General features: G+C 57.2%; 14 protein-coding genes. 2 read left to right on the forward strand and 12 right to left on the reverse strand.

Features of this window, described 5'->3' with window-relative positions:
• Position 1 precedes the first annotated feature (1 nt).
• From lolE to lolC, 3 genes are read right to left on the reverse strand one after another with little or no spacing between them, the layout of a single operon-like run.
• Positions 2-1243: a lipoprotein-releasing ABC transporter permease subunit LolE gene (gene lolE / locus AAH446_RS03765; protein WP_342905373.1), complete on the reverse strand. Its 1242-nt coding sequence runs from the start codon at positions 1241-1243 to the stop codon at positions 2-4.
• Positions 1243-1947, reverse strand: coding sequence for a lipoprotein-releasing ABC transporter ATP-binding protein LolD (gene lolD / locus AAH446_RS03770; protein ID WP_342905374.1), 705 nt, complete (start codon positions 1945-1947; stop codon positions 1243-1245). Before lolD ends, lolE begins: the two co-directional genes overlap by 1 nt.
• Positions 1940-3139, reverse strand: a complete 1200-nt coding sequence (gene lolC, locus AAH446_RS03775; RefSeq protein WP_342905375.1) for a lipoprotein-releasing ABC transporter permease subunit LolC — start codon at positions 3137-3139, stop codon at positions 1940-1942. Before lolC ends, lolD begins: the two co-directional genes overlap by 8 nt.
• 271 nt (positions 3140-3410) lie before the next feature.
• Here lolC and AAH446_RS03780 point away from each other — a divergent pair, with 271 nt between their 5' ends.
• Together AAH446_RS03780 and mfd are read left to right on the forward strand one after the other, a co-directional pair.
• Complete coding sequence (locus AAH446_RS03780; RefSeq protein WP_342905376.1) at positions 3411-3620, forward strand: hypothetical protein; 210 nt, start codon at positions 3411-3413, stop codon at positions 3618-3620.
• Between the two features lie 78 nt (positions 3621-3698).
• Positions 3699-7142, forward strand: a complete 3444-nt coding sequence (gene mfd, locus AAH446_RS03785) for a transcription-repair coupling factor (RefSeq protein ID WP_342905377.1) — start codon at positions 3699-3701, stop codon at positions 7140-7142.
• A gap of 133 nt (positions 7143-7275) precedes the next feature.
• Here mfd and AAH446_RS03790 read toward each other — a convergent pair whose 3' ends face one another.
• The 9 genes from AAH446_RS03790 to ptsG form a co-directional block, all read right to left on the reverse strand.
• On the reverse strand, positions 7276-7815 hold the full coding sequence (locus AAH446_RS03790; protein WP_342905378.1) for a glycine zipper 2TM domain-containing protein: 540 nt from the start codon (positions 7813-7815) through the stop codon (positions 7276-7278).
• 293 nt (positions 7816-8108) lie between these two features.
• Positions 8109-9413, reverse strand: coding sequence for an NAD(P)/FAD-dependent oxidoreductase (locus tag AAH446_RS03795; protein WP_342905379.1), 1305 nt, complete (start codon positions 9411-9413; stop codon positions 8109-8111).
• A 221-nt stretch (positions 9414-9634) separates the two neighbouring features.
• Positions 9635-10177 carry an alpha/beta hydrolase YcfP gene (ycfP, locus tag AAH446_RS03800; RefSeq protein ID WP_342905380.1) on the reverse strand — a complete coding sequence of 181 codons (543 nt, stop codon included), beginning with the start codon at positions 10175-10177 and terminating at the stop codon, positions 9635-9637.
• Between the two features lie 28 nt (positions 10178-10205).
• On the reverse strand, positions 10206-11228 hold the full coding sequence (gene nagZ / locus AAH446_RS03805) for a beta-N-acetylhexosaminidase (RefSeq protein ID WP_342905381.1): 1023 nt from the start codon (positions 11226-11228) through the stop codon (positions 10206-10208).
• A 10-nt stretch (positions 11229-11238) separates the two neighbouring features.
• Positions 11239-12108 (reverse strand): thiamine kinase, encoded by an 870-nt coding sequence (gene thiK, locus AAH446_RS03810; RefSeq protein ID WP_342905382.1) that lies wholly within the window; start codon positions 12106-12108, stop codon positions 11239-11241.
• The gene (gene lpoB, locus AAH446_RS03815) at positions 12068-12649 is read right to left on the reverse strand and encodes a penicillin-binding protein activator LpoB (RefSeq protein WP_463322780.1); all 582 of its coding nucleotides are present in this window, start codon (positions 12647-12649) and stop codon (positions 12068-12070) included. Before lpoB ends, thiK begins: the two co-directional genes overlap by 41 nt.
• A gap of 22 nt (positions 12650-12671) precedes the next feature.
• Positions 12672-13040, reverse strand: a complete 369-nt coding sequence (locus AAH446_RS03820) for a YcfL family putative periplasmic lipoprotein (protein ID WP_342905806.1) — start codon at positions 13038-13040, stop codon at positions 12672-12674.
• 31 nt (positions 13041-13071) lie between these two features.
• Positions 13072-13422 (reverse strand): purine nucleoside phosphoramidase, encoded by a 351-nt coding sequence (gene hinT, locus AAH446_RS03825; protein WP_342905384.1) that lies wholly within the window; start codon positions 13420-13422, stop codon positions 13072-13074.
• 195 nt (positions 13423-13617) lie between these two features.
• A complete protein-coding gene (gene ptsG / locus AAH446_RS03830; RefSeq protein WP_342905385.1) occupies positions 13618-15051 on the reverse strand; it encodes a PTS glucose transporter subunit IIBC in 1434 nt (477 codons plus the stop codon).
• Positions 15052-15317 lie beyond the last annotated feature (266 nt).

The raw sequence follows: 15317 nt of genomic DNA on the forward strand, positions 1-15317 counted from the left end.
CTTACTGCCCGCTCAGCACGCGCGCCGGATCGATGCGGCTGGCGCGCCGGGCCGGATACCAGCTGGCAATCAGGCTGAGTAGCAGCGAGGTGACCAGCACGATCCCTACGTCCATCCAGTGCAGTTCCGAGGGCAGAAAGTCGATGAAATAGATGTCCCCGGACAGGAAATGATAACCGGTCACTGTTTCAATCCCGCGAATAATTGGCGTAAGGTTAAGGGCGGCCAGTACGCCGACAATGACGCCGCTGACGCTGCCTACCAGCCCGGCCATCAGGCCGTACCAGACAAAAATTGCCCGAATCAGGCCGTCACCCGCGCCAAGCGTTCGTAATACTGCAATGTCGCCACTTTTATCTTTCACCGCCATGACCAGCGTGGAGACGATATTAAAGCAGGCGACGCCGATAACCAGCACCATCGCCAGATACATAATGGCGCGGATCATCTGGATATCACGGTACATATAACCATAGGTGCCGATCCAGCTGCGGATATAAACATAAGAATGCGTCACTTCCCCGGCGTCGCGCACCAGCTTCTGCGCCGCAAACGGGTCGGTCATTTTCATCGCGATGCCGGTCACGCTATCGCCCATTCCCAGGTACTGCTGCGCATCCGCCAGCGGCACCAGCGCCAGGCTGTGATCGAGCATGCCGCTCAGGGCCAGAATACCACTGACCTTGAGCCGCACGCGCTTCGGCTGTAGCAGTTTATGCTGCGGATCGCTGTTGGGAATAAGGATGGTTAGCCAGTCGCCCTGCTTAACCTTGAGGCTGTTCGCCACGCCCTGCCCGAGGATAATCTGCTGGCTGCCCGCGCTGAAGCGCTGCCAGGCGTTATCCTGAACGTAGGACGGCAGCGCGCTGAGCTGGGTTTCCCGCTGCGGATCGACGCCTTTGACCTGAACAGCCTGAAGCCGGGCGCCGCTCTCTATCAGTCCGGTAAAGTTGATATAGGGCGCAGCAGCGGCGATGCCTTTCACGGCCGCCACCTTCGGCAAAAGCGACTGCCAGCCGGTAAATGGCTGGTTGACCGGCTCGATCTCGCCATGAGGGACGACGGCCAGAATGCGGTTATTCAGCTCACGCTCAAAGCCGTTCATGGCGCTCAGGCCCACAATCAGTACCGCCACGCCCAGTGCGATGCCCAGCGTAGAGATAACGGAGATCAGCGAAACCATGCCGCTACGGCGGCGTCCCCGGCTGAAGCGCAAGCCGAGCAGAAGAGAGAGCGACCCCATTACAGCGTTCCTGCCAGCGTGACGTCGCCGGTAAGTTGTCCATCACGCATCTCCATCTGGCGGTTAAGCCGTTTTGCCAGATGCAGGTCGTGGGTCACCACCAGAAAAGCGGTCCCCTGACGGACGTTAAGCTCACCCAGCAGATCGAAGATGGCATCCGCGTTGCGGGCATCCAGGTTGCCGGTCGGCTCATCGGCCAGCACCAGCCGCGGGTTGTTAACCAGCGCACGGGCTATCGCCACGCGCTGCCGTTCGCCGCCCGACAGTTCCGACGGACGGTGCGCCGCCCGTTTCTCCAGGCCGACGGCAGCCAGCAGTTCACGCGCTTTCGCCTCCGCTTCGCCTTTGGCCGTTTTGCCAATCAGCAGCGGCATCGCCACGTTTTCCATCGCGCTGAAGTCAGGCAGCAGATGGTGAAACTGGTAGATAAATCCGAGCTCGCGGTTACGCAGCCCAGCCTTCGCGGAGGAGGACATGCCGTTCAGTGAACTGCCGTTAAATATCACATCGCCCGAGGTGGGGGTATCCAGCCCGCCCAGCAGATGCATCAGCGTACTTTTGCCGGAGCCGGAGCTGCCAACGATCGCCATCATTTCGCCGGGCGCCACGCTGAAAGAGACGTTGCGCAGGACATCAGTTTCGACGCTGCCTTCCTGATAGCGTTTGCACAGGTTGTCGCACTGCAACAAAATCGGGTTACTCATAACGTAAAGCCTCAGCGGGTTGAACGGCGGCGGCGCGCCAGGAAGGGTAAAGCGTGGAAACCAGCGCCACAAGCATGGCGGTAATCACAATTGTCACCACCTGCGGCACGGAGATCACCACTGGCAGCGCGGCGCCGTCCAGGAAAGCACCGATTAACGGCATCAGGGTGTTAAGCTGGCTGGCGAGCAGCACGCCGAGCAGTGCGCCCAGCACGGCGCCAACAATGCCCGCCGTCGCGCCCTGCACCATAAAGATCATCATGATCTGCCTGCGGGTCAGCCCCTGGGTTTGTAGAATAGCGACCTCACCCTGTTTTTCCATGATCAGAAGTCCCAGCGAGGTCACGATATTGAAGGCGGCCACGGCGACGATCAGGCTGAGCAGCAGCCCCATCATATTCTTCTCCATTCTGACCGCCTGGAAGAGTTCACCCTTCCGCTCCCGCCAGTCTTTCCATATCAGCCCTTGCGGCAGCGTTTGCTGGCTGAGCGCGTCAACCGCCAGCGGCTTATCCAGCCAGAGTCGCCAGCCGGTGATATTGCCCGCCGGATAACGCATCAGCCGTGAGGCATCCTGCTGATTGGTCAGGATCTGGTAGCCATCAACCTCACTATTGGCGGCAAAGGTGCCGACGACGGTAAACAGACGCTGGCTGGGCAGACGGCCCATCGGGGTGAACTGGCTGGCGGAAGGCACCATCAGGCGGATCTGCTCACCGCGCTGAACGCCAAGCTGCCCTGCGAGCTGCTCGCCAATAATGACGTTATAGCGGCCGGGCTGAAGATCGCTCTGTTTGACGTTAACCAGGAAAGGCGTCAGCGGATCGGGCTCATCCGGGTTCACGCCCAGCATAACGCCGACGCCGACGCTACGGGCGCTTTGCAGCACCACATCACCGGTAGTAAGCGGCGCGATGCGGCTGACGCCCGATAACTTCAGCGAAGCTGCCGGCACCTGTTGAGGATTAATGGACCCTTTTTCGCTGGTAATCAGCGCCTGAGGCATCAGGCTGAGGGTGTTCTGCTCAAGCTCGTGCTCAAAACCGTTCATGACTGACAGCACGGTAACCAGTGCCATCACGCCCAGCGTAATGCCGATAGCGGAGAGCCAGGATACAAACCGCCCGAAGCGGTCGGAAGCTCGTCCACGCATATAGCGCAGACCGATAAATAACGCGACAGGTTGATACATGTATTCCGTCTTCTGGCGATAGCGTTGGCAAAAAGTGATCGAAGATAATAAAGGTTAGGCCGGCGTTATGGAACCTCTAAGCCGCTGACTCATCAGCTTAGTTTGATTCTTTCCCTGTAAATCCGCATTTCAGCGCAGCAACTGACAAAAATTGCGCGTTAATTGCGCGTTTGCTCAGCGCAATCCGGCGTAAACTCTTTGTAAACCCTCTGAGTAAACGGTCCTACTTTAAGGGGGGTAACGTCACAGTGTAAGTGCAGGAGTGGTAAAGATGTCTAAATTTCCTAAAGGCAGTATTGTCAGGCACAAAACGGGTGAGATTAAGGGAATGATCGTCAATGTCTTCGATCAGGGCGCGGCGCCGGCGGGCTATTACGTGAAATGGGATGATGGTAACCATAGCTATCACGGCGAAAATGAGCTGATTTGGGCAAACATTGACCGACCCAGGATGCACTACACCCAACAGTCGTCGAAATAGAGGTATACTCCGGTTAGCTGAACCGGGCTCGCATCTGCGTCCCGCTCTCCCATTTGCGAAGAGACCATCTGACTGATTATGCCTGAAAATACCCGATATACTCTGCCAGCCAAGGCTGGCGATCAGCGGCAGCTGGGTCAACTGACCGGCGCTGCCTGCGCGGTGGAATGCGCAGAGATTATTGAGCGTCATCATGGACCGGTCATGCTGATCGCGCCGGATATGCAAAACGCGCTTCGTCTGTATGATGAAATAAAGCAGTTTACCCACGAACCGGTTTTCAGCCTGGCCGACTGGGAAACGCTGCCTTTCGACAGCTTCTCTCCTCATCAGGACATCATCTCTTCGCGCCTTTCCACGCTCTACGGCCTGCCAATGATGGCCCGTGGCGTGCTGATCCTGCCGGTAAATACGCTGATGCAGCGGGTCTGCCCGCATGAATTCCTGCACGGCCATGCGCTGGTCATGCAGAAGGGGCAACGCCTCTCCCGCGACAAGCTGCGCGATCAGCTTGAGCAGGCTGGCTACCGCCACGTCGATCAGGTTATGGAGCATGGCGAGTACGCCACGCGCGGCGCCTTGCTGGATCTCTATCCGATGGGCAGCGACAGGCCCTATCGCATCGACTTCTTTGATGACGAAATCGACAGCCTGCGGCTGTTTGACGCTGACAGCCAGCGTACGCTGGAAGAAGTGGCGGCCATCAACCTTCTGCCCGCCCATGAGTTTCCCACGGACAAAGCGGCCATTGAGCTGTTCCGTTCGCAGTGGCGCGAGCATTTTGACGTCCGGCGTGAGGCCGAGCACGTTTATCAGCAGGTCAGCAAAGGCACCCTGCCCGCCGGGATCGAGTACTGGCAGCCGCTCTTTTTTGAGCAGTCGCTGCCGCCGCTGTTCAGCTATCTGCCCGACAATACGCTGCTGGTGAATACGGGCAATCTGGAAAGCAGCGCCGATCGTTTCTGGCTGGATGTGACCTCAAGGTATGAAAACCGCCGGGTTGATCCTATGCGGCCACTGCTGCCGCCGGAGTCTCTCTGGCTGCGCACCGACGAACTCTTCAGCGAACTGAAAAAGTGGCCGCGCATCCAGCTTGCCGGCGAGGCGCTGCCTGAAAAAGCCGCCAATACCAACCTGGGCTATCAGGGATTGCCCGACCTGGCCGTACAGGCGCAGGCAAAAGCGCCGCTGGACGCCCTGCGCCGCTTTATCGAAGGCTTTGACGGGCCGGTCATCTTCTCCGTGGAGAGCGAAGGACGCCGCGAAGCCTTACAGGAGCTGCTGGCGCGCATTAAAGTAGTGCCGAAGGCGATAAGCGAGCTTAACGAAGCGGCTGAACCCGGCTATTACCTGATCATTGGCGCCAGTGAGCATGGCTTTATCGACGGTCTCCGCCAGCGCGCGCTGATTTGTGAAAGCGATTTGCTGGGTGAGCGCGTCAGCCGTCGCCGCCAGGACAGCCGCCGAACCATCAACCCTGACGTGCTGATCCGCAACCTGGCTGAACTGCATCCCGGGCAGCCGGTGGTGCACCTTGAACACGGTGTTGGCCGCTATATGGGGCTGACCACGCTGGAAACAGGCGGCATTACCGCCGAATATCTGATACTGACCTATGCGGGCGACGCCAAACTTTATGTGCCGGTCTCTTCGCTGCATCTGATTAGCCGCTATGCGGGCGGCGCGGACGAAAATGCTCCGCTGCACAAGCTTGGCAGCGATGCCTGGTCCCGGGCCCGGCAAAAAGCGGCGGAAAAAGTGCGCGATGTGGCGGCCGAACTGCTGGATATCTACGCGCTGCGCGCCGCCAAGGCGGGCTTTGCCTTTAAGCATGACCGCGAACAGTATCAGCTCTTCTGTGAAAGCTTTCCGTTTGAAACCACGCCCGATCAGGCGCAGGCGATTAATGCTGTTCTCAGCGATATGTGCCAGCCGCTGGCGATGGATCGTCTGGTCTGCGGCGACGTAGGCTTTGGTAAGACCGAAGTGGCGATGCGCGCCGCCTTCCTCGCGGTAGAAAACCATAAGCAGGTTGCGGTGCTGGTCCCCACCACCCTGCTCGCTCAGCAGCACTATGACAACTTCCGCGACCGCTTCGCCAACTGGCCCGTACGCATCGAAATGCTTTCCCGCTTCCGCACCGCCAAAGAGCAGGCGCAGATTCTGACCGAAGCGCAGGAAGGTAAAATTGATATTCTGATCGGCACCCATAAGCTGCTGGCAAACGATCTGAAGTGGCGCGATCTTGGGCTGCTGATTGTTGATGAAGAACACCGGTTCGGCGTGCGTCACAAGGAGCGAATCAAAGCGATGCGCGCCGACGTTGATATTCTGACCCTGACCGCGACACCGATCCCGCGCACGCTGAATATGGCGATGAGCGGCATGCGCGATCTGTCGATTATCGCCACGCCGCCCGCACGTCGCCTGGCGGTTAAAACCTTTGTGCGCCAGTTTGACGATCTGGTGGTGCGTGAAGCGATCCTGCGCGAGGTGCTGCGCGGCGGTCAGGTTTACTATCTCTATAACGATGTGGAGAATATTGAGAAAGCGGCTAACCGTCTGTCGGAACTGGTGCCTGAGGCGCGCGTGGCGATTGGTCACGGCCAGATGCGCGAGCGCGATCTGGAACGGGTGATGAATGATTTCCACCATCAGCGTTTCAACGTGCTGGTCTGTACCACGATTATCGAAACCGGGATTGATATCCCAACGGCCAATACCATTATCATCGAACGGGCTGACCACTTCGGCCTTGCCCAGCTTCATCAGCTGCGTGGCCGCGTTGGTCGTTCGCACCATCAGGCCTACGCCTGGCTACTGACGCCGCATCCGAAAGCGATGACCACCGATGCGAAGAAGCGTCTTGAAGCGATCGCTTCGCTGGAGGACCTGGGCGCGGGCTTTGCGCTGGCGACGCACGATCTGGAGATTCGCGGGGCCGGCGAACTGCTTGGCGAAGATCAGAGCGGGCAGATGGAAACCATCGGCTTCTCACTCTATATGGAACTGCTGGAAAACGCCGTGGACGCGCTGAAGGAGGGCCGGGAACCTTCGCTGGAAGATCTCACCAGCAACCAGACCGATATCGAGCTGCGCATCCCTGCGCTGCTGCCGGATGATTACATTCCCGACGTTAACACGCGCCTCTCATTCTATAAGCGCATCGCCAGCGCGCAGGAGGAAGGTGAGCTGGAAGATCTGAAAGTGGAGCTGATCGACAGGTTTGGCAAGCTGCCCGATGCGGCGCGTAATCTGCTGGATGTGGCGGCGCTACGTCTCGTGGCGAAGCAGATCGGTATCCGGCGCGTGGAAGCGAGCGATAAAGGCGGGTTTATTGAATTCGCCGAGAAGAACAAAGCCGACCCGGGCTGGCTGATTGGCCTGATGCAGAAAGAGCCGCAGCACTGGCGGCTTGATGGCCCGGCTAAGCTGAAATTTATCCGCGATCTTGGTGAGCGTAAGGTCCGTATGAAGTGGGTCCGCGAGTTTATGGATCAGATCCTGGCGAATGCGGCCTGAGAACGCCCGCGAAAGAGCTTGTTGCCGACCTAAAAAAACCTGCCGGAAGGCAGGTTTTTCATTAATGTAATAGACCAAGTATCGGCAGCCGTATCGTACATATTGGTATGGCGTATCGCTGTTCCGGTGGTAATTACGCCCGATCGTTCAGGATCAGCTGTCCATCGCTGTTCAGCGGAATACGGGCGCCAGGCTCATTGTCCATACGGATTTTACCCTGACGGTCACCAATCTGATAAGTGACATCGTAGCCCATGGTTTTTTCCTGCTTATCGTAAACCGTTTTGCAGCGCTGCTCGGTGGTGGTGTAGGTATCACGGTCCTGTAAAGCACCCTGCGCCTGATTGCCGCCATAGCCTCCGGCCAGCGCACCCGCGACGGTGGCTACATCTTTCCCGCGTCCGCCACCAAACTGGTGACCCAGCACGCCCCCGGCCACCGCCCCCAGTACAGATCCGGTAATACGGTGTTCATCCTGCACGGCGCGGCGATGTGTCAGCGTAACGTTACGGCATTCCTGACGCGGGTTCCTGCTTGTTTCTTTTATTGGCGTGGCAGAGAGTACCTGAGCAAACTGCGGCCCCCGGTCAAAAACGTTCATGCCAGCAACAGCCGCGACGCCAAGCGCTGCCGCTACGCCAATCCCAATACCCGCCAACATTGATTTATTCACAGGACACCCTCCTGAAAGTGTTACCGCGCAATACTGCATTGTCTGCCGCAGCAGAGATGTGTGTCCGGCGTGCGCGACGCGCCGTGACTGATGCGTTAAATTTTGCGCATCAGGACCAAATGTGACAATAAGATAACAGGAGGAAATAGAGGCATTAGCTCTGAGCGGGACGCTTTTAAGAGGTTTCCGAGCCGCGACAGCAAGGGGCTGAAAAAGAGAAAGGCTTACGATAATGGGATCATCAATAAGCCTTTTAACTCAAATTAGTGCGGTACTGTTAGTGTTGAATCGATTTAGTGCAGCTTCAGCCGTGGGCGGATAACCCGGTTGATACTGCCCACCAGCATCATCAGCCCGGTCTTGAAATAACCGTGCAGGGCGACCTGATGCATCCGGTAAAGCGAGATATAGACGAAACGTGCAATACGTCCCTCCACCATCATCGATCCCCGCATCAGGTTACCCATCAGGCTGCCGACCGTACTGAATCGTGAAAGCGACACCAGCGAACCGTGATCCTTATACACGTAAGGCTTTTGCGGCTGCCCTTTCATCTCTGCCAAAATGTTGCTCAATACCCGGGAAGCCATCTGATGAGCAGACTGTGCACGCGGTGGTACAAATCCGCCGGAAGGTAACGCACAGGAGGCGCAATCACCAATCGCGTAGATATCGGCATCAAGCGTGGTCTGTAAGGTTGGTTCCACCACCAGCTGATTGATGCGGTTCGTCTCCAGCCCGCCAATCTCCTTCATAAAGTCAGGCGCCTTGATGCCGGCTGCCCAGACCATCAGGTCCGCTTCGATAAATTCGCCCGATTTAGTATTCAGCCCTTTCGCTTCAGCGCTGGTCACCATGGTTTGCGTCAGCACGCGCACGCCCAGCTTGGTCAGTTCCTGGTGCGCGGCGGCGGAGATACGCGGCGGCAGCGCAGGCAGGATCCGTTCACCCGCCTCGACCAGCGTCACGTTCAGCGTCTGATTGTCCAGCCCTTTATAGCCGTAGCTGTGCAGCTGTTTGACGGCGTTATGCAGCTCAGCAGAGAGCTCAACGCCGGTCGCCCCGCCGCCCACGATGGCGATATTCACTTTGCCCTGCCCGCCCTCGTTTGAGGAGAACTTCAGGAACAGGTTAAGCATTTCATTATGGAAGCGGCGCGCCTGGTGCGGGTTATCGAGGAAAATACAGTTATCCTTCACGCCTGGCGTACCAAAATCATTCGAGGTGCTGCCAAGCGCCATCACCAGCGTGTCATAGGCCAGCTCGCGTTCGGGAACCAGCAGCTCGCCCTGGGCATCCCGGATTTCCGAGAGGTGAAGACGCTTATTTTCACGGTCAAGATCGGTCAGCGTGCCTAGCTGGAAATGGAAGTGATGGTTACGGGCATGCGCCAGGTAGCTCAGCCCGTCGATACCTTCATCCAGCGATCCGGTCGCCACTTCATGCAGCAACGGTTTCCAGAGATGGCTGTGATTGCGGTCCACCAGGGTAATTTCTGCCTTATGCTTACGGCCAAGCTTATGGCCCAGCTGGGTGGCAAGTTCCAGACCTCCGGCGCCTCCGCCGACAATAACAATCTTCTTCATTGGTGTAGTCAAACGACCCCCCTCAAATTGTGAACCAATAGTTAATTAAAAGTTAAAATAATATCCTTAATTAACATAGGGTTGGCGATATTAATTCGCTATCTGAAGGCAGAATAGCACGGGGGAAAACGCCAGTCCTGATAAACTTGATCCATATCAAATTTTCGGAAATGCGCTTAATTGACGCGGCAACGTCCGGCAGGATGCTTCGCCGGAGCCCTGCCGCTGGGGGGTTAACCGAGGTTTTTGAAGGCCTTAATGCGCTGAAGATGCGGGGCGATATTGCTGAATTTATGGGTCTGCACTTCATCCCAGATAATTTCATAATAACTCTGCAATGCCTCCGCCGAGCGCTGAACGTTCAGCGCCTCATCCTGACGGGAAAGAATGGCCAGGCAGCGATCGCGGTTTTTTTCCCGGAAATTGCTGACGCATTTGGTCGCAATATCCACATATTCCTCTGGCCGGTTAATTTTGCCGGTCATGTTCTCTTCCGGCCACAGGTTAGGGTTAAGAATGACCTGCCGGATATCGCTTAAAAATCCGATCCGCTCGGCCCAGAAGCCGCCCAGCCCCACGCCACAAATAAGAGGACGCTCATCGTTACCGCCCTGCAAAAGCTTATCCGTTTCGTTCAGCAGGAAACGCATATCGTGCTTAGGGTGCTGCGTGCTGTAGCTCAGGAGCCGCACGTCAGGATCGATAAACTGCAGCTGAAGCACTTTTTCATGGTTGCCCGGGCTGGTTGAATCATAGCCGTGCAGATAAATGATCATCGCTCGTCGTCCTCTCTGCTTAAGCCATTCAGCTACTCTTGTGCGCCAGCCAGCGCGAATGCAGCGCGCTCAGCGCCTGATTCGCCTCTTTCCAGCGTGAAGAACCGAGCAGCTGCTGGCGGGTAAATGTTCCCTGATGGTAAAGCGTTGTGACGCGTTCAGCCTTGATCGGTGACAGATTATCAAGAATGCTGACCGCGCCGGCGCGGTTATTACACACCAGAATCATATCGCAGCCCGCGTCCAGTGAAGCCTGCCCCCGCTCCGCATAGCTGCCCATTATCGCTGCGCCTTCCATCGACAGATCGTCTGAGAAAATCACACCGTCAAAGCCCAGCTCACCGCGCAGAATCGTTTTCAGCCAGTGCGGCGAACCGCTGGCCGGCCGGGAATCCACCTCAGTATAGATAACATGGGCAGGCATGATGGCATCCAGTTTCTGCCCGGCAATCAGCGCTTTGAATATCTGCATGTCGTGACGGCGAATTTCCGCCTCGCTCCGGTTATCCCGCGGCGTCTCTTTATGCGAATCGGCGCTGACTGCACCGTGGCCGGGAAAATGTTTGCCGGTGGTTTTCATGCCCGCGCTGTGCATTCCGTCGATAAAATGGCGCGCCATCCTCAGCGCGATTTCCGGATCCTCATGGAAGCTGCGTTCGCCTATGGCCGCGCTGACGTGGCCAATATCCAGCACCGGCGCAAAGCTGATATCAATATCCATCGCGATCATTTCAGAGGCCATCAGCCAGCCCGCCTGCTGCGCCAGCTTTGCCGCATCAGCGTCGTTATTCAGCGCGGCAAAGGCCTGCATAGCGGGAAGCTGGGTAAAGCCTTCACGGAAGCGCTGTACGCGCCCGCCTTCCTGATCCACCGCCACCACAAGACGATGACGCGAGGCCTCCCGGATCTGCCTTACCAGCTCCCGCAGCTGGGCGGGATCGTGATAATTCCGGGTAAAGAGGATAAGCCCCCCCACCAGCGGGTGTTGTAAAATTTCACGCTCTTCCGCATCCAGCTCGTAGCCGAGCACGTCTAACATTACCGGTCCCACACTTCACCTCTTAATCGGATAACACGCGCTGCCAGGCTTCTGCCGCCAGCGCGTAAAAAATCGTTTCGCCGCTCTGCTGCCAGCGCAGTTCGTACCAGCTGGCCATCAGCAAGCGTAACCAGGGCTGCCACAGACGAACCTGCTGACGCAGCCTGCTGATATCCAGCCGTTGCGAGCAGGCATAGCGTTCAGTCAGGCTTTCCTGCTGCGCCGCATCCAGTCCATTGCCTGCGATCGTGGCCGCCAGTTCAAGCGCCACATCGCCATCGCTGGCGTATTCCCAGTCGATCAGATGCAGATTGCCGTTATGAACAATGATATTTCCCGCATGGATATCCATATGCAGCAGCGCCAGCCGCAGCGGCTTTGGCTCACCCCGCGCCTGGCAGGCTTTCAGCGCCCGCAGCCAGCCAATGTGCCGGCGTGACGGGCAGCTTCGCAGCCAGTACGCTTCAAGCAGCCTGAGCATCTCCAGCCGGTAACCGCTTAGCGGCTGCCGGTGTAGCCTGATGACCAGGTCCGTGAGCGACGGCAGTCGCGCTGAAAAATGGCTGCCGCAGAGCGTCTCTCCGGGCAGCCATGACAGCAGCAGCCATTCAGCGCTGATGCCCAGTACAGCGGGGGCCAGACCGCTGCCCGCCAGTTTGCGTAAGATATGGTATTCACGACGGCGACTGACGCCGGGGATGGAAGACGCGACCAGCTGCCTGCGCGCCAGCAGCGTCCTCTCCGCCAGTTCAACTTTTCCAGTCTGGCCGGTCAGTCCTGACAGCGGAAAAAAAGAACCGGCGGATTGCGCCGCCGGAAACTGTTGTGCGATTAGCCTGTTGAGCGCGGGATCAATACTGTGCAGCACCGTTGCCTGACCAGATAATTTCACCCGTCTGCACCAGCATCAGCTGCATCTGTATCTCTGGCGACTTCACGTCACCCTGGGCATTGCTGTAAAGCACGTACTGGGCGCTAAGGTAGCGCGCCAGCCCGATGGCTTTACTGCGTGAACCCAGGCTGTCTTCGGGGGAAAGTCCGAGCGTCTGCTTCGCCTGAGCCAGTTGCTCAGGCGCGATCAGCGTAAACTGCGTGTTGTTCTCCAGCGCGCTCTGCAATGCCGCCGTCGCTTTCGCCGTTTGCAGTCTGCCGTTGGTGCTGTTTTTTACGCTGTCCACCAGCAGAATGTTGCCCGCGGTAATGCCGTCCGCTTTCAGCATCTGCGTCACCAGCGGCGTGACCGTAGCATCCCAGTTGATGGTCTGCATTTTCGGCGGCTGCGGCACCATCTCCCCCGGTGCTGGCTGCGCCGGTGGCGGGACGGGTTCCGCAGGCTGGACCGGCTCGACAGGGGCCGGGGGCTGCGTACGCTGCTCAGTAATACAGCCGCTGAGTATAAGCGCCAGGCCGAGCACGCCAGAGAGTTTGGTAATATTCCTTTTCACGCGTTACCTCTTACAGATACAGGTAGAGTCTGACTTTACTGGCCGTCAGGTTACCGGTTTGCGATGATATTTCAACTTCCTCGTGCGGTGCAACAACCGCCGTTCCCGGTCGCTCAAAGGGGAGGATCTCCAGTCCCTTAGCGTCGTACCAGTAGAAGCGGTAATGCAGCGTTACGGGTTTCTCCTGCTGGTTATAGAGCACGGAAGAAGCCCGCTGCTGCCCGTCGCGTTCGGACATCACCGGCTCGTCGGTGGTAATCCCGGCGGAAAGTACCGCGGACTCCATAATCAGCGACTGTGAGGTGTTGATGGTGGTGGGCTTACTGCTGCATCCGCTTAAAAGCGCCAGCAACGTCATGCCCGTTGCGACAGTCCGCATCATTGAGTGTTTACCCGTCATAAAAGTCGGCTTACTGCGCCAGCATCGGCCCCAGAGGGCGCCCGCCAACAAGGTGCAGGTGGATATGGTATACCTCCTGGCCGCCGTGCCGGTTACAGTTCATGATCAGACGATATCCATCCTCAGCAATGCCCTCCTCTTTAGCGATTTTTGCCGCTACGGTAATCATCCGGCCCAGCGCTGCCTCATGGCCCGCCACCGCATCGTTGGCGGTAGGAATAATAATATTTGGCACGACCAGAATATGGGTGGGGGCTTTAGGCGAGATGTCCCGGAAGGCCGTCACGAGGTCATCCTGATAAACGATATCGGCCGGAATTTCACGGCGGATAATTTTACTGAATAAGGTTTCTTCAGCCATAGTGCATATCCTTAAGCGGGGGAGTTAAGTCATGGCAGTATGAGCGAGAAATTTGTTTTCTTTCAACCTTCCCGTCACTTTTCTTTCTGTGACCGGCCGTATTGAGCGCGTTTCCCTGGCCCAGACGTAAAAAAAGGCCCGCAGAGCGGGCCTTTCAGGCAGCTGACAAACTTAACGTACTTCTGCCGGCGGCGATTACGTATTGCGGATGTAATCGTCCATTTCGGTTTTCAGATTGTCAGACTTGGTGCCGAAGATAGCCTGGACACCAGAACCTGCAACCACCACGCCTGCTGCGCCCAGACGCTTCAGGCCGGACTGATCGACCTTTGACACGTCCGCAACGCTAACGCGCAGACGAGTAATACAGGCATCAAGGTTGGTGATGTTCTCTTTACCGCCAAACGCCGCTACCAGGTTGCCCGCCATTTCATTGGCTGTACCGGTGCTCTGCTCGCTGGTCGTCTCTTCTCGGCCCGGCGTTTTCAGATTGAATTTGGCAATCATCACGCGGAACACGGTGTAGTAGATCAGACCATAGATAACCCCAACGATAGGGAACAGCCAGATGTTGCTGCTGTTGCCGCTCAGCACCACAAAATCGATCAGGCCATGAGAGAAGCTGGTACCGTCACGCATTCCGAGCAGAATACAGATAGGGAAAGCCAGACCGGCCAGGATGGCGTGGATGGCATACAGCACTGGTGCCACAAACATGAACGAGAATTCGATCGGTTCGGTAATACCGGTCAGGAATGACGTCAGCGCAGCGGAGATCATAATACCGCCCACTTTGGCGCGGTTTTCCGGTTTAGCGGAGTGCCAGATGGCAATCGCTGCCGCAGGCAGACCATACATTTTGAACAGGAAGCCGCCGGACAGTTTACCCGCCGTTGGGTCGCCCGCCATATAACGGGGAATGTCGCCGTGGAAGACCTGGCCCGCCGCGTTGGTGAACTCACCAATCTGCATCTGGAATGGAACGTTCCAGATATGGTGCAGACCGAAGGGCACCAGGGAGCGCTCAACCAGACCGTATATCCCAAAGGCCACTACCGGATTCTGGTATGCCGCCCACTGTGAGAATGTCTGGATAGCCGTACCGACTGGTGGCCAGATAAAGGAGAGCACCACGCCAAGGAAAATAGCCGCCAGGCCAGAGATAATTGGCACAAAGCGCTTACCGGCAAAGAAGCCCAGATATTCAGGCAGCTTGATGCGGTAGAAGCGGTTGAACATATACGCGGCGATAGAGCCCGCGATAATACCGCCTAATACGCCGGTATCCGCCAGGTGCTTGGCCTCAATTTCAGCTGCGGGCATATGCAGCACCAGCGGCGCGACCACCGCCATGGTTTTGACCATAATCCCGTAAGCAACCACCGCAGCCAGCGCAGAAACGCCATCGTTATTGGTGAAGCCCAGCGCCACGCCGATCGCAAAGATCAGGGGCATGTTGGCAAAGACGGAACCGCCCGCTTCGGCCATGACGTGAGAGACGACCGCCGGCAACCAGCTGAAGTTTGCCGAACCGACGCCCAGCAAAATACCGGCAATCGGCAGAACCGAGACCGGCAGCATCAGCGATTTACCGACCTTTTGCAGGTTTGCAAATGCGTTTTTGAACATATTGTGAAACTCCTGAGTATGGGTGCTTTTTTACGCGCAGTGCGCGTGACGGCAGGGGGAGGATCTGCCGTCGGGAGGACGTCTTGGCGCGTCCGGTATTTATTTAGAACTCTAAAATAAATCGGTAAAAATTTATTTGATGGCTATCACGTTTCACTCAACAACCGTCAAGCAGACAGAAAATTTTTCGGAAAATTACCCGTTTTTGTGGCTAAAAAAAGCGCATCGCCTCTGCCAGGCGCTGCACTTTACGATTTTCGGGAATT

Origin of the sequence: Erwinia psychrophila (assembly GCF_039023475.1) — a bacterium.
Lineage (GTDB): Bacteria > Pseudomonadota > Gammaproteobacteria > Enterobacterales > Enterobacteriaceae > Erwinia.

Bases quoted from the DNA above. Each gene is read 5' to 3' on its own strand.
- lolE (WP_342905373.1), bottom strand. From the start codon at position 1,243: ATGGGGTCGCTCTCTCTTCTGCTCGGCTTGCGCTTCAGCCGGGGACGC.
- lolD (WP_342905374.1), bottom strand. From the start codon at position 1,947: ATGAGTAACCCGATTTTGTTGCAGTGCGACAACCTGTGCAAACGCTAT.
- lolC (WP_342905375.1), bottom strand. From the start codon at position 3,139: ATGTATCAACCTGTCGCGTTATTTATCGGTCTGCGCTATATGCGTGGA.
- AAH446_RS03780 (WP_342905376.1), top strand. From the start codon at position 3,411: ATGTCTAAATTTCCTAAAGGCAGTATTGTCAGGCACAAAACGGGTGAG.
- mfd (WP_342905377.1), top strand. From the start codon at position 3,699: ATGCCTGAAAATACCCGATATACTCTGCCAGCCAAGGCTGGCGATCAG.
- ycfP (WP_342905380.1), bottom strand. From the start codon at position 10,177: ATGATCATTTATCTGCACGGCTATGATTCAACCAGCCCGGGCAACCAT.
- AAH446_RS03820 (WP_342905806.1), bottom strand. From the start codon at position 13,040: ATGCGGACTGTCGCAACGGGCATGACGTTGCTGGCGCTTTTAAGCGGA.
- hinT (WP_342905384.1), bottom strand. From the start codon at position 13,422: ATGGCTGAAGAAACCTTATTCAGTAAAATTATCCGCCGTGAAATTCCG.
- ptsG (WP_342905385.1), bottom strand. From the start codon at position 15,051: ATGTTCAAAAACGCATTTGCAAACCTGCAAAAGGTCGGTAAATCGCTG.